The sequence below is a fragment of the Agrobacterium sp. P15N1-A genome, from assembly GCF_044626815.1.
GTDB lineage: Bacteria > Pseudomonadota > Alphaproteobacteria > Rhizobiales > Rhizobiaceae > Agrobacterium > Agrobacterium leguminum.
In genome coordinates this window covers 90,333-112,711 of the sequence record NZ_JBIUPF010000006.1, presented here as the reverse complement: position 1 = coordinate 112,711, position 22,379 = coordinate 90,333, and the positions used below count along the sequence as shown (strand labels likewise).

The window sequence follows — 22,379 nt, the reverse complement described above, 5'->3', positions numbered from 1 at the left end:
ATGCGTTTTTGCAGGGATTTCGCGGCATATATGCAAAATTGAGGCGCTATTTATCAAAATATCGCAAACTTCTTGCGCTGTTGCGTTAACCTGTGCATTCTTTATCGATGATTGACGATCGCGACCGCCGAATCCTTGCGATTCTCCAGGAAAATGCTGAAACGCCGCTTGCCGACATTGCGGAGGAAGTGTCGCTGTCGCTATCGGCCTGTTCGCGGCGCATCACGCGGTTGCGGGCGGAAGGTTATGTGACGGGTACGATGGCGCTGCTCGACCGGCGCAAGATCAACCTGCCGACCACGGTTTTCCTGCTGGTGAGAACCGGCCTGCATGCGGAGGACTGGCTGGACCGGTTCCATGCCGCCGTCAGCACCATACCGGAAATTGTCGAGGTTCACCGGCTGACCGGCAATTTCGACTATATTCTGAAACTCGTGCTGCCGAATGTCGAATATTACGACACGATCTACAAACAGATCCTGCGCCGCGTCGAGCTTTACGACATGTCCGCCTATATCTCCATGGAGACGGTGAAGCTATCGTCTTCGCTGCCGACGACACATATCTAGAGCCTTGATCAGCGCCCCGCCACGAAACGAACACCGAAGCGGAAGCTTCGCGTCTCGCCCGGTTGCAGCGCAATCGCATCCGCGAGTTCCGGCTGGTTGAAGGCGTTGGTCGGCGTTTCCACCGGTTCGAGCGCGATGGATTGTCGCCTGTCGCGGGCGAGCGTGTCGCCGGTGAAGACATGCATGTGCCCGCGCTCCTGCCATACCGTCAGGCTCGAACCGTCGTGCCGGTTTTCGAGCCTCGTCTCGTAAAGCCCGTTTTCGGATGCGATGAGGTCGGTGAAGCAGACATCAAGCACATGGCCTGCCAGCGGCGCATGGAGAAAGCGGGTGTCGTCCCGTTTGACTATCCCGCCCTGGGGGTTGCGCAGGGGGATAAGGTCCTCGTCGGTTTCAATCGCCGTTCGCGAGGGCAGCGTGAGGAGAAGATCGTCGATAGGCGTCGTGCCGGGCAGGCGGAAATAGGGATGCCAGCCGGCGGCGAAAGGCAAGGGTCGGTCATCGCGATTGATGCCGCGTATGTCGATGGTGACCTCATGGCCGGCGAAACGATATTCCACCTCGATGGCGAGACGGTAGGGATAACCCTTGAAATCCGCAGGCGCTATTTCGGCGCGGAAGACGAGAATGTGAGCGCCGTTTTCCTCAAAAGACTGCGCAAGCGCGAAGGGCAGGGCTCTGGCAAATCCATGGAAGACGAGGGCTTCATGGGCAAGCACCGGCTCAAGGCGGTGCATCTGCCCGCCAAAGCTGAACCGACCATCCGGGATGCGATTGGTGAAGGGTGCGAGAATGCCGTTTCTCACGCCGTTTTGCGATTGCATTTCGGCGGGCGTCGAATATCCGTCGACAAGATTTTCGCCTTCGCCGCCATCGGCAGAGACCGGCCGCCAGCTTAAAAGCGTCGCGCCCTCGTAAGCGATTTCGGCAATGAAACCGTTTCCAGAAACGGTCAGACCGGCAATCCCCGTGCCTGTGGTGGAGGGTGTCATCGGGAAATTGTCCTTTGCATGCATGCGTCTGCGGCAATCGGGGCGGCTGCCGTGCCGATTCGCCCGATCATCTTCGGTGAAGGACAATTTCGCAATGGCCGTTAAGGGTCCGCAAGGGCTGTATCAACAGGCTCCTGCCATCCCATGTCTGTCGGGCAATCAGTCCGGGAAGGTCCGTTTCGCGCCGCTGAAAAACTCCATCAGCGCGGCCTGATCCTCCCCACCCAGCCCGGCCGCCGTCAGCATGCGGTGCACCTCGGCGCAAACCGCCGTCAGCGGCATGGCCGTGTTGGTGCGCCGGGCGAGATCCTGCGCGCCGTTGAGGTCTTTCACCATATTGTCGATGCGGCCGGTGCGGCGGTAATCCTTGGCCACATAACGCGGCATGTATTCCTGCAGGATGGCGCTGTCGGCGCGGCCGCCCTTCAGCGCCTGCGGGATTTTGGCGGCATCGACGCCGGCATCCAGCGCAAGCTGCGTTGCTTCCGCCACCGCAAGGAAGTTCAGCCCGCACAGAACCTGGTTGATGAGTTTCGTCGTTTGCCCCGCGCCGCAGGGTCCCATGTGGGTGTAATTGCTGGCCACATGCCGCAGCACGCGATGCGCATCGGCCACATCCGTTTCGCTGCCGCCGGCCATCAGCGTCAATTCCCCGATGAGCGCCTTGGGCGCGCCGCCCGAAAGCGGGCTGTCCACCCAGCGCAGGCCTTTTTCGGCAGCATCTGCCGCCAGTTCCTTCGTTGCTTCCGGGTCGATGGAGGACATGTCGATGATGAGCGTTCCGGGCTTCGCCCCCGCCGCGACGCCATCCTTGCCGAAGACGGCGATGCGGACGATTTTCGGCGAATTGAGGCTGAGGATCACCACATCGGAAACCGAAGCCGCTTCCGCCGCCGTACCCGCGCTTTGCGCGCCGAAGCTCGTCAGCGCCGCCACCTTTTCCGCATCCAGATCGAAAACCGTCAGCTGATTTCCGGTCTCGATGAGCCGTGTGCCGATTGCCCCGCCCATGGCGCCGGCGCCGATCAGGGCGACTTTGTTCTTCTCGGTCATGGTGTTCACGGCCTCCTCCCAAAGTGTCGTGGTATCGTCGGTTCAAAACCGGATGGCGGCCGCAGCCGGCCATCCGGTTTCGGTGTTTTTAAAGCGAAGCGGTGATGCCGCCGTCGACGTAGAGAATATGCCCGTTCACGAAGGACGAGGCATCGGACGACAGGAAGATGCAGGCGCCGACAAGCTCTTCGACCTTGCCCCAGCGACCGGCGGGCGTGCGCTTTTCAAGCCATGCCGAGAAGGTCTCGTCCGCCACCAGGGCCGCGTTGAGCGGCGTATCGAAATAACCGGGTGCGATGGCGTTGCATTGCAGGCCATATTTGGCCCAGTCCGTCGCCATGCCTTTCGTCAGGTTGCCGACGGCGCCCTTGGTGGCGGTGTAGGGCGCGATGCCGGGGCGGGCAAGGGCGGTCTGAACGCTGGCGATGTTGATGATCTTGCCACGGCCGCGGCTGATCATATGGCGCGCGGCCGCCTGTCCGGCATGGAACACCGAGGCGATGTTGGTCTGCAGCAGGCGCTCGAAGGCATCCGCCGGAAAATCCTCAAGCGGCGTGCGGTGCTGCATGCCGGCATTGTTGACCAGAATATCGATGGGGCCGACTTCCGCCTCGAAACCGTCGATGGCTTTGCGCACCGCTTCATGATCGGTGGCGTCGAAGGCAAGCGTTTTGGCGCCCTTGATGCCGGCGGCGGCGGCTTTCAGCTTCGCCTCGTCGCGCCCGTTCAGCACCACTTCCGCTCCCGCTTCCGCCAGCCCTTGCGCCAGCGCGAAGCCGATGCCCTGGGACGAACCCGTGATCAGGGCGCGGCGGCCGGAAAGATCGAACAATTTAAGGCCCACTGTTTCCTCCAGTCTCTCGACATTGCATTCATACAGGTTTATGTTATCGATAACATTCATCCCTTTCAGACGTGGATGTCAAGGCTTAAACGCCCGGTATCGGTACGGATCGGGCGGTTGGGGAGGCGCACGACGTGCAAATGCGCGGCAGGCGGCGGTGACAGGGATGCGGATTATTTTGCCGCACCGCTCAGGTGCGATGTCGAACGGGAGATATTTATGAGAGCGATTGTTGCCCATGGGGCAAAGGATGTGCGCATCGAGGAGCGGCCGGAGGAAGCGCCGGGGCCGGGAGAAGTGCGGCTTCGTCTGGTCCGGGGCGGAATTTGCGGCAGCGATCTGCATTATTACAACCATGGCGGTTTCGGCGCGGTGCGGCTTCGTGAACCCATGGTGCTCGGCCATGAGGTCTCCGCCATCATCGAAGAACTGGGCGAGGGCGTGGAAGGGCTGAAGGTCGGTGGTCTGGTTGCCGTTTCGCCGTCCCGTCCATGCCGAACCTGCCGTTTCTGCCAGGAAGGCCTGCACAACCAGTGCCTCAACATGCGCTTTTATGGCAGCGCCATGCCTTTCCCGCATATTCAGGGTGCTTTTCGCGAGGTTCTGGTGGCGGACGCCCTGCAATGCGTGCCGGCCGATGGGCTCAGCGCCGGCGAGGCCGCCATGGCGGAGCCGCTGGCGGTGACGCTGCATGCCACGCGCCGCGCCGGCGATTTGCTGGGAAAACGCGTGCTCGTCACCGGTTGCGGCCCGATCGGCATCCTCTCCATTCTGGCCGCCCGCCGTGCCGGCGCGGCTGAGATCGTCGCGACCGATCTTTCCGATTTCACGCTTGCCAAGGCGCGTGAGGCGGGTGCGGATCGTGTCATCAACAGCAAGGATGAGCCCGACGCACTTGCCGGCTATGGTGCGAACAAGGGAACCTTCGATGTTCTCTATGAATGCTCGGGTGCGGCCGTGGCGCTTGCCGGCGGTATTGCGGCGCTTCGTCCGCGCGGCATCATCGTCCAGCTCGGTCTTGGCGGCGATATGAGCCTGCCGATGATGGCGATCACCGCCAAGGAACTGGATCTGCGCGGCTCTTTCCGCTTCCACGAGGAATTCGCCACCGGTGTGGAATTGATGCGCAAGGGCCTGATCGACGTCAAGCCGTTCATCACCCAGACCGTCGATCTCGCCGACGCCATCTCGGCCTTCGAATTCGCCTCGGACCGCAGCCGTGCGATGAAGGTGCAGATCGCTTTTTCGTAAGCAAGGTTTCTACGCGCGAATGTGTCGACGTTTCGATCTGCGGCGGGTCATCCCGCCGCAGATTTTTTTCGGCGGGTTCTTGCCCGTGGCGACTCCTGAAGATGTTATCGATATCATCAACTGCTTTGGATACGTCATTCCGGCCTTGAGCCGGAATTCAGCAGACGCGCGTCTGCGCGGCGAGAGAGTCCTTTCAGCCCAAGGACTTGGGCTGGCTGGATTCCGGCTCAAGGCCGGAATGACGGAGGGAAAGTGACGGACGCCAGCAAACGCCCCAGCTCATACCCCTAACACGACTGCCGCATATTTTGCTCGGGGCTGCACCCACGGCCGTCTTTACCGGCGTCGTCTCTGCCCCATTTGCACATTTTGACGCAGGTCAAAAAGGTGATTTGCCGCCTGCTGTTTTTTGCGTTATCGAAATTTCAGAAATTACTGAAAATTCAGGAAACGTAAAAATGCCGACCAGCCTGTCCCCGCTCGTTCAGTCCTTCGTGCTGCATTTCGGTGAGATGGGCAGCCGCTGGGGCATCAACCGCACCGTCGGCCAAGTCTATGCTTTGCTTTATATTTCGCCGCAACCTCTGTGTGCGGACGAGATTGTGGAGGCGCTCGGCATCTCCCGTTCCAACGTGTCTATGAGCCTGAAGGAGTTGCAGGCGTGGAACCTTGCAATTCTCAAGCATTTTCCCGGCGACCGGCGCGATTTTTTCACGACGCCTGACGATGTCTGGCAAATTCTCCGCACCCTTGCCGAAGAGCGCAAGAAGCGCGAGATCGATCCAACGCTCAGCGTGCTGCGCGAAATTCTGATGGAAACGCCGGAAAACGAAGATGAGCGGCATGCGCAGAAGCGCATCGACGAGATGAAAACGCTGATCGAGCAACTCACCGGCTGGTATGACGATGTGAAGCGGTTGGAAACGGAAAGGTTGGCCTCGCTTCTGGCGCTCGGTTCGAAGGTCACGAAGCTTCTGGAGGCCAAGGACAAGATCGTCTCCCTCGCCAGACCCCGTGGCGCGAAGAAGGACGGGTGAGGAGATCGGCCGTGAGCATGTCCGTGGAAATCCGCCAGGGGGCCGATGGTGACGGGGCGGCCTGTCCTGCGCCGGTTACAGTCTTGCCCGGTGCAACGCGTCGGCGCTTCTTCGGCAATCGCAAAACCTCCCACGACAGGGCTGCCGGCCGGGCGAAAATGACACGCTCGCCGGCGGTTGGGAGATCCGTTGCCCTGCTGCATGTGCTGGCGGCTTTGCTCTGGTTGCCGCAGGCAGGTCTGCTCGCCTTTTCAGTCGGAAGAATTGCCGATGGCGCGCCGGTGATGGCGATCGTGCCGGCTGCGGCCGCGGTTCTCATCCTCGGCCTCATCAAGGCATGGCTGGAAAAAATCGCGGCGCGGCTGTCGTTTCGTGCCGCTCGCGCGGCGTTGTCGCAGCGGCGGCTGGAAGCGCTGCAGGCCGTAGCGAAGGTTTCCCCGCTCGATCTGTCGCGCACCGCCTCCGGTGAGGCGGCAGGCGTCGTGGCCGAGGCGGCGGAAGCGCTGGTGCCTTATCTTTCCCGTTTCCAGCCGGCGCGGATGAAGGCGACCGTCGTGCCGCTGGTTTTTGTGCTGGCGATCCTGCCCATTACCTGGATTGCGGCGCTGGTGTTGCTGCTCGCCATGCCAACCATCCCGCTTTTCATGGCGCTCATCGGCTGGCAGGCCAAGGCCGCCAGCGAGAAGCAGCTTGCCGAGACGGGCAATATGAATGCCTTCCTGCTCGATCGCCTGCGCGGGCTGGAGACAATCCGCACGCTCAAAGCCGTCGATCTGACGGCGGAGCGTCTCAGCGCCGATGCGCAGAACCTGAAGAAGCGGACGATGGCGGTGCTCAGGATCGCCTTTCTCTCCTCGGCGGTTCTGGAGCTTTTCGCAGCGCTCGGCGTTGCCATGACTGCCGTCTATATCGGTTTTCATCTGCTCGGTTTTCTCGATTTCGGGGCCTGGGGCCACAAGCTGACGCTTGCCGAAGGCATCTTCATCCTGCTGCTGGCGCCGGCGTTTTTCGAACCGCTGCGGGAACTCTCCGCCGTCTGGCACGACCGCGCGGCCGGTGAAGCGGCGCTCGATGCGCTCGGCAAATTGACGGCCGGCGGTGCGACCATCGCGGGCGAGGGCGTGGACGGGGCGTCTGTCGCAGCCCCGACGCCCGGCCTGCTGGAGATAGCTAATCTCTCCTTCGCTTATCCGAGCAACCCACCTGTCATCCAAAATCTCAACCTGACCGTTCAACAGGGTGAGCGGGTAGCAATTCTTGGGCCTTCCGGTTGTGGCAAATCCACTGTACTCTCCTTGATTGCCGGGCTGGCCGAGGCTGGAGAGGGCTCGATCAGGATCGGCGGCGTCAAGCTCGATAATGCGACGGCGGATGGGCTGCGCAGGACGATTGGCTGGGTCAGCCAGAAGCCGTTCTTTTTTGCTGGTTCGCTGAAGGCGAATATTCGCTTCGGCCGTTCGGTTGTCACTGAGGGCATGGTGGAAGAGACGCTGCGCTGCACCGGGCTCGAGGGCTTGTCACATGCGCGCCGGCATCTGCAGATCGGCGATGGCGGATATGGAATCTCGGGCGGGGAGGCGGTGCGGCTTGCCATTGCGCGTGCTTTCGCTGACCCCGCAACGCAGCTTGTTCTGGCCGACGAGCCGACAGCCCATCTCGACCGGGAAACGGCTGCTCTCGTCAGGGATAACCTGTTGCAACTGGCAAATGGCAGGACATTGGTCGTCGCGACCCATGATCCGGTGCTTGCGGCGCGCATGGACAGGATCGTGGATATGACGGAGATCCATTCGAGGGGGCAGCCATGATCGCACGTTTTGCGATATTGAAACCCATTATCGGCCTGTTCTGGTCGGCACGGCGCGGCATGTTGATGGCGGGCGCGGCTCTGGCGGTAACGACGGTGCTGGCGGGCATCGGTCTTCTCGGTGTTTCCGGCTGGTTCATCACCGCAACGGCGATTGCCGGTCTTCTGCCGGCAACCGCCTATGCCTTCGATGTCTTTGCGCCTTCGGCCGCCATTCGCCTTCTGGCGCTGGCGCGCACCGCCGCCCGTTACGGCGAACGCATGACGACCCATGACGCCACGCTTTCCGTGCTTGCAGCCCTTCGGGAAAAGGTGTTTCGCGGCTTTGCCGCGCCGCAGGCCGCGAAATCCCTGGAGGCGAGGCCCGCGCGCCTGCTGAACCGGCTGACGGCGGACATCGATGCACTGGATTCGCTTTATCTGCGCGTGCTGGTTCCCGCCGCTGTCGCGATCCTTGCCGCAATTGCGACAGGTCTCGGGCTTGCTTTTCTCCATCCTCTGGCGGGCATTCTGGCGGCGGTTTTCCTCGTCGCGGCGGGGCTTGGAATTTCGGTTCGCGCCGCCTTGCAGGCAGAAACATTCTCGCGCCGCCGGGCAATCGGGCTGGAAGCCCTTCGGGCCCGCACGGCCGACCTCGTGAGCGGGCAGACGGAGCTCTTGACCACCGGCCGCCTTTCCGCGCAGGTCGCGGCGGTGAAACGGGCGGATGATTACCTCTCTGCCTGCGATGATACGCTGAACCGTATCGAAACCAGTGCCGGTTTTTCCTTCGGGGTTTCAGCGGCCGTTCTTTTGAGTGCAGCCCTTCTCGGCATGGCCTGGCTTGCGGAACAGGGGGCGGTGAGCGCGCCGGCCGCGGCGCTCGGGCTGCTCGTCTGTTTTGCCGCGCTGGAGCCTTTCACGGCGCTTCGTCGTGGGGCGATGGAGCTTGGGCGCACGCTGTTTTCCGCAAGGCGCATCGCGCCGCGTCTTTCAGCAACGGCTGAGGGCCGCTGTCCCGTCTCGCCGGTCAACGGCATGGCGGCAGAGCTCAAAAACGTGCGTCTGGAGCGGGACGGGAACGACAACCCTGTCCTGACGAATATCAACCTTGCAATCGCCTCCGGGGAACGGGTTGCCATCATCGGCCAGAGCGGTGCGGGCAAGACAAGCCTCATCCAGCTTCTGGCGGGTGAATTGCGGCCGGCTGCGGGCACGGTCAACGCCTTGCCGTCCACTCTCATGACGCAGCGAAGCCAGCTTTTCCGCGACAGCATCGCCGACAATCTGCGGCTGGCGAAACCCGCCGCAACCGGGGCCGAGTTATGGGACGTGCTTGAGGCGGCAGGCCTTGCCGAACACGTCAAATCTTTGTCAGCCGGGCTGGAGACAAGGCTGGGCGAGGCGGGCCAGGGGCTTTCCGGCGGTCAGTCGCGCCGGCTGGCGCTCGCCCGTTTCCTGCTGGCTAACCGGCCGCTCTGGCTTCTCGACGAGGTGACGGAAGGGCTGGATGGCGAAACCGCCCGTGACGTGCTCACCCGGCTGTTTGCGAGGGCAGAGGGAAAGACTGTCGTGATGATCACCCATAATCGCCGCGAGGCGGAATTTGCCGATCGCATCATCGTGCTGAAAGAGGGGCGTCAATTTGATGAATGTCAAAGCGGCACCCCGGAATACGGCGTAGTGCTGGAGACACTGCGCCCGGACTGAGATTTTTTGAGAGCCGGCGTCGTCTTTGAAATGGAAGGCCGGCCTTCCGGAAAAGGTGGATAGGACTATGGAACTCGACATAGTGGCGCTGTCGCGCCTGCAATTTGCAGTGACGGCTTTATATCACTTTCTGTTCGTTCCCCTGACGATCGGACTATCGGTGGTGATCGCCATCATGGAAACGGTCTATGTCATGACCGGCCGCACGGTCTGGCGGCAGATGACGAAATTCTGGGGCACGTTGTTCGGCATCAACTTCGTGCTCGGCGTTTCCACCGGCATCGTCATGGAATTCCAGTTCGGCATGAACTGGAGTTATTACAGCCATTATGTCGGCGATATTTTCGGCGCGCCGCTGGCCATCGAGGGCATGATGGCCTTCTTCCTGGAAGCCACCTTCGTCGGGCTGTTTTTCTTCGGCTGGGACAAGCTGTCTAAACTCGGCCATCTCGTCGCGACATGGTGCGTGGCGCTCGGTTCGAATTTTTCGGCGCTATGGATATTGATCGCCAATGGCTGGATGCAGAACCCCACGGGCTCCGCCTTCAATCCCCAGACCATGCGCATGGAAGTGACTGACTTCTTCGAGGTCCTGTTCAACCCGGTGGCGCAGGCGAAGTTCGTTCACACGGTTTCTGCGGGTTACGTGACGGCCTCCATCTTCGTGCTCGGCGTTTCGGCCTGGTATGTGCTGAAGGGCCGTCATATCGATCTCGCCAAGCGCTCGATGACGGTTGCCGCCTCCTTCGGTCTGGCGTCCGCGCTGTCGGTCGTCGTGCTGGGTGATGAAAGCGGCTATCTCTCCACAGAACACCAGAAGATGAAACTCGCCTCCATCGAGGCCATGTGGGAAACCGAGCCGGCGCCGGCCCCCTTCACGGCCATCGGGTTTCCCGATCAGGAAGCGCGCGAAACGCATTTCGCCGTGAAGATCCCGTGGGTGATGGGCCTCATCGGCACCCGCTCGCTCGACACGCAAATTCCGGGCATCAACGATCTGGTTGAGCAGGCCAAGACCCGCATCCGTGACGGTATCAAGGCCTATGACGCGCTGATGCAGATACGCGCCACCGGCAAGGGCGCGGAGTTGCCCGAAGAGGTGCGCGGCACCTTTGCCGAACTCGGCCATGAGCTCGGTTATGCCCTGCTGCTGAAACGATATGTCGACGATCCGCGCCAGGCGAATGAAGAGCAGATCGCCAAGGCGGCGGCGGATACCATTCCGCATGTGCCGACCCTGTTCTGGTCGTTCCGCATCATGGTCGGCCTTGGCATCTTCTTCATCCTGCTGACGGCGACGTTCTTTTATCTTTCGGCCCGCCGCCGGCTGGATCATTATCCGCTGCTGCTGAAAGTGGCGGTCTTCGCCATTCCCCTGCCGTGGATCGCGGCGGAAATGGGCTGGGTGGTGGCCGAATTCGGCCGCCAGCCATGGATCATCGAAGGCGTGCTGCCCACGGCCGCGGCCGTCTCCAGCCTCAGCGCCTCCACGGTCCTCATCACGCTCCTGTGTTTCATCGCCATCTACACGGTGCTGTTCATCGTCGAAATGGGGCTGATGCTGAAGGCGATCCGCAAGGGGCCGGACCCGGACCATGAGCCGGAAGCGCCGCTCGTTCCTGAAAAACTCGTCGCTGCGGAGTAAACGATCATGATATTGCACCAACTCATCGACTACGAAATTCTCCGCGTCATCTGGTGGCTGCTGCTCGGCGTGGTGCTGATCGGTTTTGCCGTGACCGGCGGTTTCGATCTCGGCACCGGCGCGCTCCTGCCCTTCGTCGCGAAAACGGATATCGAGCGGCGTGTCGTCATCAATTCCATCGGCCCCGTCTGGGAAGGCAATCAGGTCTGGCTCATCCTCGGCGGCGGTGCGATCTTCGCCGCCTGGCCGCCGCTTTATGCGGTGTCGTTTTCAGGGTTTTACCTGGCGATGTTCGCCACCCTGTTTGCGCTGATCCTGCGGCCGGTCGGTTTCAAATATCGCTCCAAGCGTGAAAGCGCCGCCTGGCGCACCGGCTGGGACTGGGCCCTGTTCATCGGTGGTTTCGTTCCCGCGCTGATCTTCGGCGTGGCCATCGGCAATGTGCTGCAGGGCGTTCCCTTCCACCTCAATGACGACCTCAGGATTTTCTACGATGGCACGACGCTGTTCGAGCTTCTGAACCCCTACGCCATCCTCTGCGGCCTCGTATCCGTCGCCATGCTCATCATGCACGGTGCGGCATGGCTGGTGCTGAAGACGGATGGTCCGGTCGCGACCCGCGCGCGCGGTTTCGGCAGCATCGCGGCGCTTGCCACCACCGTTCTTTTTGCGCTCGGCGGCGTCTTTCTGTGGCTCGGTGTCGATGGCTATCGCTTCACCTCGGAGGTCGTGACCGACGGTCCGTCCAATCCGCTGTCGAAGACGGTCGAGGTTGCGGGCGGTGTCTGGTTTGCCAATTATGCGGCGCATCCCTGGATGATGCTGGCGCCGGCGCTCGGTCTTGTCTTCCCGCTCGTCGCTTTCGTCTTGCTCCGGGCCCGCAGGGAAGTGCTGGCGCTGCTTTCCAGCTCGCTCGCGATTTTCGGCATCATTTCAACGGTGGGGCTGACGATGTTTCCCTTCATCCTGCCGTCTTCGGTCGATCCGAAATCGAGCCTGACGGTATGGGATGCGTCGTCCAGCCATATGACACTGTTCATCATGCTGGTCGTCGCCCTCATCTTCATCCCGATCATTGTCGCCTATACGTCATGGGTCTATCGCGTGCTGTGGGGCAAGGTGGATGAAAAGGCGATCCGCGACGACAGCGGTCATGCTTATTGATTGAGAAAGAAGGAGATCGAACATGTGGTATTTCGCCTGGCTGCTCGGCCTGCCTCTCGCCGCCATCTTCGCCGTCATGAACGCCATGTGGTATGAGCTGATGGAAGAAAACGCGAAAAAGGCCGAAGCGAAGCTGGATAAATAGGGCTTTGGCGGAAGCCTCTCTTCCGTCATGCCGGATCTGGTCCGGGGTGACGGAGTGCGGATGATGCAACTCCGCCAGATATAAAAGGGCGGCATCCGGTTGGGATGCCGCCCTTTTGGGTACAACAGCCGTGCGCGCGACGCGCGGCGTCAGTGGATCGCGATGCCGCGCTTGTCCGCTTCTTCCTTGATGATGTCTTCGACGATGGCCCTCTTGAGATTTGGATTTCCCAGAAGATAGTCGTCGGCGATCTCGAAGATCGATTTCGGATTCTCGGTCCTGTGCAGGGTGTCGAGGTCCTGGCCGATCTGCTCTCGAAGGCTGGAATAGTCGTCCATCGCGGCGCTCCCGTTTATCGGTTCAATCCAGAAGGTCGGCTGGAACCTTGCCGCCGTTTTCGGACAGTTTCTTGATGACAGCCTTGTGCAGCCAGATGTTCATGGTCGCCGAATCCGAGGTGTCGCCGGTATAGCCGAGTTCGCCGGCCAGTTCCTTTCTGGCGCTGAGGCTGCTGTCCAGATTGAGCGCTTTCAGAAGGTCGACGATCGAATGTTTCCAGTCGAGTTTCTGGCCGTTCTGCTTGACCGCCGCATCCAGGATCGAAGCGACGTCGACATTGCCGGTGGGAGCCGGAGCCGCGGCTGTCGGAGCGGGTGCTGCCGGTGCGGCCGGTGCGGCCGGGCTTGCCGTGGGTGCCGGCGTGCCGGCCGGAGCCGAAGTCTGCGGTGCGGCCTCGGCCTTGCCGAAAATAGCGTTCTTGATCTTGTCGAAAAAGCTCATGGTGTCCTCTCCTTAGCGGCGAAATGCCCGCCCGACGGCGATGAGAATGCAGGCGCCGATGAAACCGGCGATGAGATAGCCAATCCAGCCTCCGAGCGAAATGCCCACGAGCCCCAGAAGGAAATTGGCGACGATGGCGCCGACAATGCCGAGGATAATGTTCATGAAAAGACCCATATTGCTTTTCATGAACTGTTCGGCGAGCCAACCGGCCACGCCGCCGATGATGATTGCTGCAATCCAGCCAACTTGTGCGTCTTCCATAACAAGCCTTTCCTTTGTGAGAGAGGTCCGCAGGCATATGGACAGGCTTTTGCGCGCACTGATCCCCCCGCCTTGAATAGACCTCAGGCGGAGCAATAACGGCGATATGGCCGATTGGTTCCGTGCGGCGAACCCATGCGCCGCATATTCTTTAGCTCTGGCCTTGAAAGTCGAGGCCGATATCGAGAACCGGCGCGCTGTGGGTCAGCCAGCCGACGGAGATGAGATCGATGCCGGTTGCGGCGATGGCTGCGGCCGTCTGCGGATTGATGCGGCCCGACGCTTCGGTAATGGCGCGACCGGCGACGATCCCCACCGCCTCGCGCAGCTGTTCGGGCGTCATATTGTCGAGAAGGACCGCATCGACGCCCTCATCCATGACCTCGCGCAACTGCGCAAGCGTATCGACCTCCACCTCGATCTTGACGAGATGCCCCACGCCCTGCCGGGCGCGGCGGATGGCGTCGCGCACGCCGCCGGCCACGGCGATATGGTTGTCCTTGATGAGAACAGCGTCATAAAGCGCAAAACGGTGGTTCGTGCCGCCGCCGGCGCGCACGGCATATTTTTCCAGCGCTCTCAGCCCCGGCGTCGTCTTGCGGGTGCAGGCGACCGAGGCCCTGGTGCCGGCAATGGCGGCAACGATTTTTGCAGTGACGGAAGCGATGCCCGACAGGTGGCCGAGGAAATTCAGCGCCGTGCGCTCCGCCGTCAGAAGGCCGCGCGAGGGGCCTTCGATCGTCGCGATGATATCGCCGGGCGTCACGGCGGCCCCATCCTGCACATGCCGTTTCATCACGATGGCCGGATCCACGAGCTGGAAAGCAAGTTCCACCGCGTCGAGACCGGCAATAACGCCCGGTTCGCGCGCGGCCATGACGACGACCGAGCGATGATCGGCGGGAATGACGGCGGCGGACGTGATGTCGCCCGCCAGGCCGAGGTCTTCCAGAAGGGCGTTGCGCACGAGCGGTTCGATGATGAGGCGTGGCAGGGGTGAAAGGGTCATGTCAGGCGCTCCGCGCGAGGCTGGCCGAAGAATGGCTGGAAGAGGAAAATTCATGGGCGATGGTGAGGACGTCGCTGAGGTTCAGCCTGCGCCTTGTCGCCGTCGCATGTTTTTCAGGGAAATCGTCGCGGAAATGCGCACCGCGCGATTCCGTGCGCAGCGCCGCAAAGACGGCGATGGCCAGCGCGACAAGGGCAGGATCGGATGCCGGCCCGTTCCGCTCAGCCAGTGGCAGAAGATCGCGGATCGCGCCCGTCAGCCCTTCCGCATGTCTTACGATGCCGAGATGGCGGGAAACGATGGGCCGAACCGGGGAGAGGTCGGCTGCCGGCAAATCAGGCACGGGGAGTGTTGCGATATCCGCTGCCTGTTTTCCCGCATATGCCTGCCTGCCGGCAATGTCTTCTGCCGCGCGCATGCCCATGGCCGCCGCTTCCAGCAGGGAATTGCTGGCAAGCCGGTTTGCGCCATGCAGACCCGTGCAGGCGGTTTCGCCGGCAACCCAAAGGCCCGGCACCGAGCTTCGGCCTTTACCATCGGTGGCGACGCCGCCCATATGGTAATGCACCGCCGGGCGCACCGGAACGAGCTCACGGGCGGGGTCTATCCCGGCTTCGCGGCAGAGCAGGTCGATCGAGGGGAAGCGGGCGGAAAAGCCGGAGCCGAGCGCCTTGCGGGCATCGAGAAAGACCTTGCCGCCGCGCAGGATTTCGCGGTCGATGGCGCGGGCGACAATATCGCGGGAGGCGAGTTCCGCACCCGGAACGGCAGCCATGAAACGTTCGCCGTTTTCATTGAGAAGCAGCGCGCCTTCGCCCCGCACCGCCTCGCTCACCAGCGCCAGCGGCCGTCTGGGCGAGGAAAGCGCCGTCGGATGGAATTGCACGAATTCCATATCGGCGAGGATGGCGCCGGCGCGGGCGGCAAGCATGATGCCCTGCCCGAAATTGCCGGAGGGATTGGTCGTTGCTTCATAAAGCCCGCCGAGGCCGCCGGTGGCGAGAACGACCTGGCTTGCCGGCAAAGTGAAGCAGCCTTTTGGCCCGATGCAGGCGAGACCGGCGATGACGCCGTCTTCCGTCAGCAGGCGGCGTACTTCCGTGCCTTCCAGAACGGTTATGGACGGCGTGCGAAGAACGGCGGCTGCAAGTGCCCTCACAATCGTCGCACCCGACCCGTCGCCTTCGGCATGGAGAATGCGTCGTCGGCTATGGGCGGCTTCGAGCCCGAACACATAGTTGTCTGAGGCGTCACGGTCGAAGCGAACGCCCGCCCGCTCCAGTGCATCGATGACGGCGGGGGCGGCGGATATAATCTCAACTGCCAGATCTTCATCGCAAAGGCCATCGCCCGCAGCGAGCGTATCGGCAAGATGCAGGGCCGCGCGGTCATCCGGACCAAGGCTGGCGGCAATGCCGCCCTGCGCCCAGGCGCTGGACGTCTCGCCGCCGAGAACGCCGCGTGTGAGAAGCAGCACGGGCTGCGGCGCAAGCGTCAGCGCCGCCATCAGGCCCGCAATGCCGCTGCCGACAATGACCGTCCAGCCCGTATGCGACGGGAGGCGTTCGCTCATACTTCCAGCATCCTTTCCACGGCGCGGCGGGCGGCGACAGCGATGGCGGGGTCGACCGTCACTTCGTGGCGGTTTTCCTCCAGCGCCGTGCGGATATTGCCAAGCGTGATGCGCTTCATATGCGGGCAGAGATTGCAGGGGCGGATGAATTCGACATCCGGGTGATGCACGGCGACATTGTCGCTCATCGAGCATTCCGTCAAAAGCACCACGCGGGCGGGGCGCTCGCGGCCGACATAATCCGACATGACGGCGGTGGAGCCGGAAAAATCCGCAGCCTCGACGACATCGGGCGGACATTCCGGATGCGCCAGCACGGTGACGCCCGGATGGCTTTCGCGCAATTCGCGAATATCATCGGCGGTGAAAAGTTCATGCACCTCGCAATGGCCGCGCCAGGCGATCAGCTCGACATTGGTTTCCCGCGCCACGTTCTTCGCCAGATATTCATCCGGCAACATCAGCACGCGCGGTACGCCGAGCGATTCCACCACCTGGCGGGCATTGCCGGAGGTGCAGCAGATGTCAGATGCCGCCTTCACCGCCGCAGACGTGTTCACGTAGGTCACGACCGGAACGCCGGGATAGGCCTTGCGCAAAAGCGCGATGTCCTCGGGCGTGATGGAATCGGCCAGCGAACAACCGGCGGCCATATCCGGAATGAGCACGGTTTTTTCCGGATTGAGCAGCTTTGCCGTCTCGGCCATGAAATGGACGCCGGCCAGAACGATGACATCCGCTTCCACCTCCATTGCCTTGCGGGCAAGGGCGAGGCTGTCGCCGACAATATCGGCGACGCCGTGGAAGATTTCCGGCGTCTGGTAATTATGGGCGAGGATGACGGCGTTGCGCTTGCGCTTCAGCTCCAGGATCGCCTCCACATCGTCCTGAAAGCCCATCCATTCGGCCTTGGGAATGACGCGGGCGACGCGGTCGTAAAGGCTTGCGGCGGAAATCTGCTCGTTCACGGTGCTCTCCCATTTATACTCTTTTTGAGTATATCTAGGGCAAAGACATATTCTCATTGTGAGCATATGTCAATTGCGGGAGAGCGGCAGTTTCGTTCCGGAAAGGGCGCGTTCATCGAGAACGGTCTGGCGGAAGCGGAAAAGCTTTGCCGGGCGTCCGCCGGTTTCGGTCGCCATGTCGCCGGTCTCTTCCACCAGCTGCTGCTGTTCGATCAGCCGACGGAAGTTCTGCTTGTGCAGGGTCAGCCCGGCCAGCGCCTCGATGGCGCGCTGTAGCTGCAGGAGCGTGAAGGCGTCGGCCATCAGTTCGAACACCACGGGGCGATATTTGATCTTGGCCCGCAGACGCGCGATGCCGGTGCCAAGGATGCGGCGGTGATCGGCAAACATCGGCCTGCCGAAATTAATCCGCGGTTCGCCCTGCGCTTCCTCGACCAGCCCGGCTTCATAGAGCAACTCGTAACGCTGCAGGGTCAATTCCTCGTTCCAGCCGCCGCCATCGAGGCCGAAGGTGAAATCGGCGCGCAAATGGCGCTGGCTTTTGGAGGCGGGATCGGAATCCGCCCAGGCGCGCAGCCTGTCGATGATGCTGTCCAGAACTTCCGGGCGTCCCTGGCGGTGGTCCTCCCAGGGGAAATATTCGTACCAGCCGTGCCAGAGCGGGCGTTTGCCGCCGGAGGCTTCCTGTTCGCGAACCAGCCCGAGATAACCGATGGAGATGGTTCTGCCGCCTAAAATGTCGTTATTGCGGTCGCGATCGGCGAAAGTATAGAGCTGTTCGAGATAACCGACGGGGTGATGGGTCTGTTCGTGAATCCATTCCCGCAAGCCGCTCTGGAGCGTTCTGTGCCCGAATTCGAATGGTCCCGACGGAAGCGCTGCACCTTCCCGAACGGTCATGACCCGCGGCTCATCCGTGGTGATGGCGGTGACGACGGCGATGAGTTCGGCATGGGCAAGCCCGATGGTCACGGCGGCTCCTCTGGTCGTTGGCGCAAGATCAATCTTCTTTGGCACAGGAAGGTTGCTTCGCCAACATGGTGGCCGAAAAGGGCTGTCGATAATCCGCCGACCGCAAAACCGCGTCGCATCAGACAAAAGGATGAATTCTTGTGGTTAGCCGTCTATCGTCTGGTATGTTACAGACCCGCACAAGCATTTCAGACGGGTAGAAGGCCGATGTTGGAGAATATATCGCTGGAAGAGACACTTGTAGGTTATTATAGCTGGAACATCGGGCAAAACCTGATTTATCTCGATGCCGTGGCCGCTCACCTGCGCGAAGTTTCCCCCGATAAGGCCGCCTGCGGCATTCCCGTCGAACATTTCATCGCGCAGATCGAAAGCGGCTCGCGGGCGCGTGTCGCCAAGGCGGTTTATAATTCGCTGACAAATGGCGTGTTTTATGATCAGGAATACCGCATTCAGCTCAAGGCAGGCGGTTTTCGCTGGCTGCGGACAACGGGACGGGTAATCCTGGACAGCGACCGGATTCCGATCATGGCCATGGGTACGGTGCGGGATGTGAGTGCAGGCAAGGTTTTGTTGATGTGACATGCGGCCGGTCTCTTTCGTAGCGAGACGGCCGATTTATTTTATGTCGTTCATTGTTTTGATGTTGCGGTGACATGGTCCGGCAGATCGCAATTTTGCTGTTTCAGATCGTCCTGGCCGTTGGCCTCGGCATGGCCGGCATCCGCATCGCCTCGCTCGTCAATGGCGAGGCAACCCCGGCGCCAGCAGGCCTTGCTGCCAATACGGAACTGCTGTGGACGACCTCACCGGTGCGGGTCGATCCGCGTAGCCAAAATTACGAACGCATTCCGACGCCTCCCGATCTTTATCCGCTGAAAATGCATGCGGACCAGCGCCTGCGCGTGATTTCCAGCAGCCGCTTCACCTTCAAGGGTAAGGAATTCCGTCTCGCCGGTGTGGAGGATGTCGAACGCAATCGCGTCTGCACCGGCGCCGACGGTCGCCGTTACGCCTGCGGCCTCAACGCTTTCAAAGCACTGGAGAACCGGCTGCGCGGCAGATATCTGGAATGTCGGACGGTGGAGGAAGGTGGTGCCGGCGGTTCCGTGGAGTGCCGGATCAACGGGCAGGATGTGCGGGCGTTGCTGCAATAGGCGATCGGCTCGAGCGGCTTGCAAGATGCGCGAGAGCGACTGGCCGAAGGGAAGATATTTTTTGTCTGGGAAGGTTTGGTGGAGCTAAGCGGGATCGAACCGCTGACCTCTTGCATGCCATGCAAGCGCTCTCCCAGCTGAGCTATAGCCCCATAAGGGTTCCGGCATTTCTTCCGGTTCCGGGAACCGAAGCGGTTGTTGTTCCGTTCGGTGGCGGCTTACTACTGCGGCTTTCCGACGAGTGCAAGCATAAAAAACGGCCCGGCGTCATTTTTTTGTCGTCGGGCCGAATTATCAAGTAAAATCAAGCTTCTTCGTCGTCGCCCGATACGCCGATGATGCCGGACATGTCGTCGTCGTCATCTTCGTCGTCGGTTTCGAGGAAGGTGTCGTCGTCGTCATCGATTTCGACGTCATCGTCGTCGCCGAGATCGGGGATATCGTCGCCGTTGTTGTCGCCATCGGCATCTTCCAGCGAGACGAGTTCGACTTCCGTGTTTTCGGTATCGACTTCCGCCACTTCCTCTTCTTCAGCCTGCTCCATCTTCGCCTGGGCGGTGCTTTCCTCGAAGAAGGAGAGCGGCCAGGACTTGCCGGTGTAGGGAGAAACGACCGGATCGCGGTTCAGATCGTAGAACTTCTTGCCGGTATCGGGGTCTGTGCGCTTGGTACCAAGTTCCGCTTTTGCCACTGTCTAAGCCTCAAATTGTCGAATGAGTTTCGGTGTGTACGCCGTAAAACCGGCATAGACGGTAAAATTTATAGCCGGTCCCCTTAATCGTTGCGCTCTTTCGTGTCAAAGACAAACTTCGGGTGTCGCCCGCCTCGGCGCAACCCCTATGCGGGGATGCTGATATAAATAGGAAGGCGTTGCGCACTCTATTATATGAATGACGAATGCACAGGCGGAAAGCTTCATGACCTTCACGATCGCCATAGACGGGCCGGCTGCGGCGGGCAAGGGAACCCTGTCGCGCAGGATTGCCGAGACCTATGGTTTCCACCATCTCGATACCGGGCTGACCTACAGGGCGACCGCCAAGGCGCTTCTGGATGCCGGCCTGCCGCTCGATGATGAGGCCGTGGCTGAGAAGATCGCGCTGGAAGTCGATCTTGCGGGGCTCGATCGCACCGTTCTTTCCCGGCACGATATTGGCGAGGCCGCATCCAAAATCGCGGTGATGACGCCGGTGAGGCGTGCGCTCGTGAAGGCGCAGCAGCGTTTTGCCTCGAAAGAACCGGGCACGGTGCTCGACGGCCGCGACATCGGCACGGTGGTGTGCCCTGAGGCGCCGGTGAAGCTTTACGTCACGGCCTCTGCGGATGTGCGGGCGCGACGCCGTTACGATGAAATTCTGGCCAATGGCGGCAGCGGCGATTATGATGCCATTTTCGCTGAAGTGAAAAAACGTGACGAGCGCGACATGGGCCGCGCCGACAGCCCGTTGAAGCCGGCTGAAGACGCGCACTTGCTAGATACGTCGGAAATGAGTATAGAGGCGGCGTTTCAGGCCGCGCGGGCGATCATCGACGCCGCCCTGAGGAAATAGGTTTTTCGCGGAACCGCTTCATTTCGGTCCGCGTTTAGTCCGGAATTGCCCGAAGACATGTCCTTGCGCCGGAAAGCCTTTTGAAAAGGCGGGCATGGGGTCGGGTATCAACAACACTAGCCCACCGGCGCTTTTGTATTCGCCATAGCGCGGATGCAATCAGGAGATTTCATGTCAGTATCTACCCCCACGCGCGAAGATTTCGCAGCGCTTCTCGAAGAATCCTTTGCCTCCAACGATCTTGCCGAAGGCTATGTTGCCAAGGGTATCGTAACGGCAATCGAGAAGGACGTTGCCATCGTCGACGTCGGCCTCAAGGTTGAAGGCCGCGTACCGTTGAAGGAATTCGGCGCGAAGTCCAAGGACGGCACGCTGAAGGTCGGCGACGAAGTCGAAGTCTACGTCGAGCGCATCGAAAACGCCCTCGGCGAAGCCGTTCTGTCGCGCGAGAAGGCTCGCCGCGAAGAAAGCTGGGTCAAGCTCGAAGCCAAGTTCGAAGCTGGCGAGCGCGTCGAAGGCGTTATCTTCAACCAGGTCAAGGGTGGTTTCACCGTCGATCTGGACGGCGCTGTTGCCTTCCTTCCGCGTTCGCAGGTCGACATCCGTCCGATCCGCGACGTTACCCCGCTGATGCACAACCCGCAGCCCTTCGAAATCCTCAAGATGGACAAGCGTCGCGGCAACATCGTTGTTTCGCGCCGTACGGTTCTCGAAGAGTCGCGTGCCGAGCAGCGTTCTGAAATCGTTCAGAACCTCGAAGAAGGCCAGGTTGTTGACGGCGTCGTCAAGAACATCACCGATTACGGTGCGTTCGTTGACCTCGGCGGCATCGACGGCCTGCTGCACGTCACCGACATGGCATGGCGCCGCGTCAACCATCCTTCGGAAATCCTCAACATTGGCCAGCAGGTCAAGGTTCAGATCATCCGCATCAACCAGGAAACCCACCGCATCTCGCTCGGCATGAAGCAGCTCGAGTCCGATCCGTGGGATGGCATCTCCGCCAAGTACCCGGTTGGCAAGAAGATCTCCGGTACGGTCACGAACATCACCGACTACGGTGCATTCGTTGAGCTGGAGCCGGGCATCGAAGGCCTGATCCACATCTCCGAAATGTCCTGGACCAAGAAGAACGTCCATCCCGGCAAGATCCTGTCCACGAGCCAGGAAGTCGACGTTGTCGTTCTCGAAGTCGATCCGTCCAAGCGCCGTATCTCGCTCGGCCTCAAGCAGACGCTGGAAAACCCGTGGCAGGCATTTGCCTACAGCCATCCGGCCGGCACTGAAGTCGAAGGCGAAGTCAAGAACAAGACCGAATTCGGTCTGTTCATCGGCCTCGAAGGCGATGTCGACGGCATGGTTCACCTGTCGGATCTCGACTGGAACCGTCCGGGCGAGCAGGTCATCGAAGAGTACAACAAGGGTGACGTCGTCAAGGCTGTCGTTCTCGACGTTGACGTTGAGAAGGAACGCATCTCGCTCGGCATCAAGCAGCTCGGCAAGGATGCTGTCGGCGAAGCCGCTTCGTCCGGCGACCTGCGCAAGAACGCAGTCGTTTCCGCTGAAGTCATCGGCGTCAACGATGGCGGCATCGAAGTGAAGCTCGTCAACCACGAAGACCTCACCTCGTTCATCCGTCGCGCTGACCTTTCCCGTGACCGCGACGAGCAGCGCCCTGAGCGCTTCTCGGTTGGCCAGGTTGTCGACGCCCGCGTCGTCAACTTCTCGAAGAAGGACCGCAAGGTCATGCTTTCGATCAAGGCTCTGGAAATCGCTGAAGAGAAGGAAGCCGTCGCACAGTTCGGTTCGTCCGACTCGGGCGCTTCGCTCGGCGACATCCTCGGCGCGGCTCTGAAGAACCGCGGCGAATAATCGCTTCGATCCTTTGAAATGAAGAACCCGCCGGAATT

At 61.2% G+C, this 22,379-nt stretch carries 23 protein-coding genes and 1 tRNA gene; 12 read left to right on the top strand and 12 right to left on the bottom strand.

All coding sequences use genetic code 11. The features are described 5' to 3' along the window. Positions 1-107: 107 nt before the first annotated feature. Positions 108-569: an Lrp/AsnC family transcriptional regulator gene (locus tag ACIK7D_RS19935; protein WP_003522155.1), complete on the top strand. Its 462-nt coding sequence runs from the start codon at positions 108-110 to the stop codon at positions 567-569. Positions 570-577: 8 nt separating this feature from the next. Here ACIK7D_RS19935 and ACIK7D_RS19930 read toward each other — a convergent pair whose 3' ends face one another. The 3 genes from ACIK7D_RS19930 to ACIK7D_RS19920 all read right to left on the bottom strand — a co-directional run bounded on the left by ACIK7D_RS19930 (position 578) and on the right by ACIK7D_RS19920 (position 3,458). Next, positions 578-1,561, bottom strand: a complete 984-nt coding sequence (locus tag ACIK7D_RS19930; protein ID WP_400157173.1) for an aldose 1-epimerase — start codon at positions 1,559-1,561, stop codon at positions 578-580. A gap of 159 nt (positions 1,562-1,720) precedes the next feature. Next, on the bottom strand, positions 1,721-2,614 hold the full coding sequence (locus ACIK7D_RS19925; RefSeq protein ID WP_400157278.1) for an NAD(P)-dependent oxidoreductase: 894 nt from the start codon (positions 2,612-2,614) through the stop codon (positions 1,721-1,723). A gap of 88 nt (positions 2,615-2,702) precedes the next feature. Continuing rightward, entirely contained in the window at positions 2,703-3,458 is a 756-nt protein-coding gene (locus tag ACIK7D_RS19920) for an SDR family oxidoreductase (RefSeq protein WP_003522158.1), read from the bottom strand. A gap of 219 nt (positions 3,459-3,677) precedes the next feature. On the opposite strand from ACIK7D_RS19920, the gene ACIK7D_RS19915 reads away from it, so the two are divergent. The 7 genes from ACIK7D_RS19915 (at position 3,678) to cydX (ending at position 12,196) form a co-directional block, all read left to right on the top strand. Continuing rightward, positions 3,678-4,709: an L-idonate 5-dehydrogenase gene (locus ACIK7D_RS19915; RefSeq protein ID WP_400157172.1), complete on the top strand. Its 1,032-nt coding sequence runs from the start codon at positions 3,678-3,680 to the stop codon at positions 4,707-4,709. Between the two features lie 458 nt (positions 4,710-5,167). Continuing rightward, positions 5,168-5,746 carry a GbsR/MarR family transcriptional regulator gene (locus ACIK7D_RS19910; protein ID WP_003522458.1) on the top strand — a complete coding sequence of 193 codons (579 nt, stop codon included), beginning with the start codon at positions 5,168-5,170 and terminating at the stop codon, positions 5,744-5,746. Positions 5,747-5,763: 17 nt separating this feature from the next. Beyond that, positions 5,764-7,554: a thiol reductant ABC exporter subunit CydD gene (cydD, locus tag ACIK7D_RS19905; protein ID WP_400157277.1), complete on the top strand. Its 1,791-nt coding sequence runs from the start codon at positions 5,764-5,766 to the stop codon at positions 7,552-7,554. Beyond that, on the top strand, positions 7,551-9,242 hold the full coding sequence (gene cydC, locus ACIK7D_RS19900) for a thiol reductant ABC exporter subunit CydC (protein WP_400157171.1): 1,692 nt from the start codon (positions 7,551-7,553) through the stop codon (positions 9,240-9,242). The genes cydD and cydC overlap by 4 nt, the downstream gene beginning before the upstream one ends. Positions 9,243-9,309: 67 nt before the next feature. Continuing rightward, positions 9,310-10,887: a cytochrome ubiquinol oxidase subunit I gene (locus ACIK7D_RS19895; RefSeq protein WP_400157170.1), complete on the top strand. Its 1,578-nt coding sequence runs from the start codon at positions 9,310-9,312 to the stop codon at positions 10,885-10,887. A gap of 6 nt (positions 10,888-10,893) precedes the next feature. Next, on the top strand, positions 10,894-12,051 hold the full coding sequence (cydB, locus tag ACIK7D_RS19890) for a cytochrome d ubiquinol oxidase subunit II (protein ID WP_400157169.1): 1,158 nt from the start codon (positions 10,894-10,896) through the stop codon (positions 12,049-12,051). Positions 12,052-12,073: 22 nt separating this feature from the next. Further along, complete coding sequence (gene cydX, locus ACIK7D_RS19885) at positions 12,074-12,196, top strand: cytochrome bd-I oxidase subunit CydX (RefSeq protein WP_003508602.1); 123 nt, start codon at positions 12,074-12,076, stop codon at positions 12,194-12,196. A gap of 149 nt (positions 12,197-12,345) precedes the next feature. On the opposite strand, the gene ACIK7D_RS19880 is transcribed toward cydX, so the two are convergent. The 7 genes from ACIK7D_RS19880 to ACIK7D_RS19850 form a co-directional block, all read right to left on the bottom strand. Further along, complete coding sequence (locus ACIK7D_RS19880) at positions 12,346-12,534, bottom strand: hypothetical protein (RefSeq protein ID WP_003522463.1); 189 nt, start codon at positions 12,532-12,534, stop codon at positions 12,346-12,348. A gap of 22 nt (positions 12,535-12,556) precedes the next feature. Further along, positions 12,557-12,976: a DUF3597 domain-containing protein gene (locus ACIK7D_RS19875; protein ID WP_262531969.1), complete on the bottom strand. Its 420-nt coding sequence runs from the start codon at positions 12,974-12,976 to the stop codon at positions 12,557-12,559. Positions 12,977-12,988: 12 nt separating this feature from the next. Next, positions 12,989-13,240, bottom strand: coding sequence for a GlsB/YeaQ/YmgE family stress response membrane protein (locus ACIK7D_RS19870; protein WP_003522465.1), 252 nt, complete (start codon positions 13,238-13,240; stop codon positions 12,989-12,991). A 151-nt stretch (positions 13,241-13,391) separates the two neighbouring features. After that, the gene (gene nadC / locus ACIK7D_RS19865) at positions 13,392-14,249 is read right to left on the bottom strand and encodes a carboxylating nicotinate-nucleotide diphosphorylase (protein ID WP_400157168.1); all 858 of its coding nucleotides are present in this window, start codon (positions 14,247-14,249) and stop codon (positions 13,392-13,394) included. 1 nt (position 14,250) lies between these two features. Then, on the bottom strand, positions 14,251-15,822 hold the full coding sequence (locus ACIK7D_RS19860; protein WP_400157167.1) for an L-aspartate oxidase: 1,572 nt from the start codon (positions 15,820-15,822) through the stop codon (positions 14,251-14,253). Then, a complete protein-coding gene (gene nadA, locus ACIK7D_RS19855; protein WP_059756932.1) occupies positions 15,819-16,790 on the bottom strand; it encodes a quinolinate synthase NadA in 972 nt (323 codons plus the stop codon). The genes ACIK7D_RS19860 and nadA overlap by 4 nt, the downstream gene beginning before the upstream one ends. Positions 16,791-16,859: 69 nt before the next feature. Beyond that, entirely contained in the window at positions 16,860-17,762 is a 903-nt protein-coding gene (locus tag ACIK7D_RS19850; protein ID WP_400157166.1) for an NrtR DNA-binding winged helix domain-containing protein, read from the bottom strand. Here ACIK7D_RS19850 and ACIK7D_RS19845 point away from each other — a divergent pair. Continuing rightward, complete coding sequence (locus ACIK7D_RS19845) at positions 17,742-18,344, top strand: PAS domain-containing protein (protein WP_262531973.1); 603 nt, start codon at positions 17,742-17,744, stop codon at positions 18,342-18,344. The two genes, ACIK7D_RS19850 and ACIK7D_RS19845, sit on opposite strands and share 21 nt — an antisense overlap. Before the next feature lie 74 nt (positions 18,345-18,418). Further along, positions 18,419-18,919, top strand: coding sequence for a thermonuclease family protein (locus ACIK7D_RS19840; protein ID WP_400157165.1), 501 nt, complete (start codon positions 18,419-18,421; stop codon positions 18,917-18,919). Positions 18,920-18,995: 76 nt separating this feature from the next. On the opposite strand, the gene ACIK7D_RS19835 is transcribed toward ACIK7D_RS19840, so the two are convergent. Together ACIK7D_RS19835 and ACIK7D_RS19830 are read right to left on the bottom strand one after the other, a co-directional pair. Further along, positions 18,996-19,071, bottom strand: a tRNA-Ala gene (locus tag ACIK7D_RS19835). A 152-nt stretch (positions 19,072-19,223) separates the two neighbouring features. Further along, a complete protein-coding gene (locus ACIK7D_RS19830; protein WP_003522472.1) occupies positions 19,224-19,610 on the bottom strand; it encodes a TIGR02300 family protein in 387 nt (128 codons plus the stop codon). Between the two features lie 199 nt (positions 19,611-19,809). Here ACIK7D_RS19830 and cmk point away from each other — a divergent pair, with 199 nt between their 5' ends. Next, complete coding sequence (gene cmk, locus ACIK7D_RS19825) at positions 19,810-20,469, top strand: (d)CMP kinase (protein WP_400157164.1); 660 nt, start codon at positions 19,810-19,812, stop codon at positions 20,467-20,469. Positions 20,470-20,640: 171 nt separating this feature from the next. Next, positions 20,641-22,341 carry a 30S ribosomal protein S1 gene (rpsA, locus tag ACIK7D_RS19820; RefSeq protein WP_003522474.1) on the top strand — a complete coding sequence of 567 codons (1,701 nt, stop codon included), beginning with the start codon at positions 20,641-20,643 and terminating at the stop codon, positions 22,339-22,341. The last annotated feature ends 38 nt before the right edge of the window (positions 22,342-22,379 follow it).